1 rRNA gene is annotated in these 1,501 nt (G+C 48.2%); it reads left to right on the forward strand.

Features of this window, described 5'->3' with window-relative positions:
* Positions 1 to 1,435: ribosomal RNA gene (locus A8B35_RS02475) — 16S ribosomal RNA — on the forward strand; the annotation flags it as partial.
* Between the last annotated feature and the right edge of the window lie 66 nt (positions 1,436 to 1,501).

Consider the following 1,501-nt stretch of genomic DNA (forward strand, 5'->3'; position numbering starts at 1 on the left):
CAGATGACGACCGGCGCACGGGTGCGTAACGCGTATGAAACCTGCCTTTTACAGAAGGATAGCCCGGAGAAATTCGGATTAATACTTCATAGTTCTAGAGATTCGCATGTTTTTCTAGATAAAGTTTCGGCGGTAAAAGATGGTCATGCGTGACATTAGATAGTTGGTGAGGTAACGGCTCACCAAGTCGACGATGTCTAGGGGTTCTGAGAGGAAGGTCCCCCACACTGGTACTGAGACACGGACCAGACTCCTACGGGAGGCAGCAGTGAGGAATATTGGTCAATGGACGCAAGTCTGAACCAGCCATGTCGCGTGAAGGAAGACGGTTCTATGGATTGTAAACTTCTTTTATATAGGAATAATGGTCGTTACGTGTAATGATTTGAAGGTACTATATGAATAAGCACCGGCTAACTCCGTGCCAGCAGCCGCGGTAATACGGAGGGTGCGAGCGTTATCCGGATTTATTGGGTTTAAAGGGTGCGTAGGCGGACTAATAAGTCAGTGGTGAAATCTTGCAGCTTAACTGTAAAACTGCCATTGATACTGTTAGTCTTGAATTTAGTTGAGGTAGGCGGAATGTGTTGTGTAGCGGTGAAATGCATAGATATAACACAGAACACCGATTGCGAAGGCAGCTTACTAAGCTATAATTGACGCTGATGCACGAAAGCGTGGGTAGCGAACAGGATTAGATACCCTGGTAGTCCACGCCGTAAACGATGATTACTCGTTGTTGGCGATACATAGTCAGCGACTGAGCGAAAGCATTAAGTAATCCACCTGGGGAGTACGTTGGCAACAATGAAACTCAAAGGAATTGACGGGGGCCCGCACAAGCGGAGGAACATGTGGTTTAATTCGATGATACGCGAGGAACCTTACCTGGACTTAAATGTAGGTTGACAGGGCCAGAGATGGCTTTTTCTTCGGACAATTTACAAGGTGCTGCATGGTTGTCGTCAGCTCGTGCCGTGAGGTGTCGGGTTAAGTCCCATAACGAGCGCAACCCCTATTTTTAGTTACCAGCACGTAATGGTGGGGACTCTAGAAAGACTGCCTGGGTAACCAGAGAGGAAGGTGGGGATGACGTCAAATCAGCACGGCCCTTACGTCCAGGGCTACACACGTGTTACAATGGTCGGTACAAAGGGCAGCTACATGGCAACATGATGCTAATCTCTAAAGCCGGCCTCAGTTCGGATCGGAGTCTGCAACTCGACTCCGTGAAGCTGGATTCGCTAGTAATCGCATATCAGCCATGATGCGGTGAATACGTTCCCGGGCCTTGTACACACCGCCCGTCAAACCATGGAAGTTGAGGGTACCTGAAGTCTGTTACCGTAAGGAGCGGCCTAGGGTAAAATCGATAACTAGGGTTAAGTCGTAACAAGGTAGCCGTACCGGAAGGTGTGGCTGGAACACCTCCTTTCTGGAGAGATGTTTTACACTGTTACTGAGGTAATGAATAAGCAACTTGATTTCTTATTTACTTGGT

It is taken from the genome of Saccharicrinis aurantiacus, assembly GCF_001660705.2.
GTDB classification, from domain to species: domain Bacteria; phylum Bacteroidota; class Bacteroidia; order Bacteroidales; family Marinilabiliaceae; genus Saccharicrinis; species Saccharicrinis aurantiacus.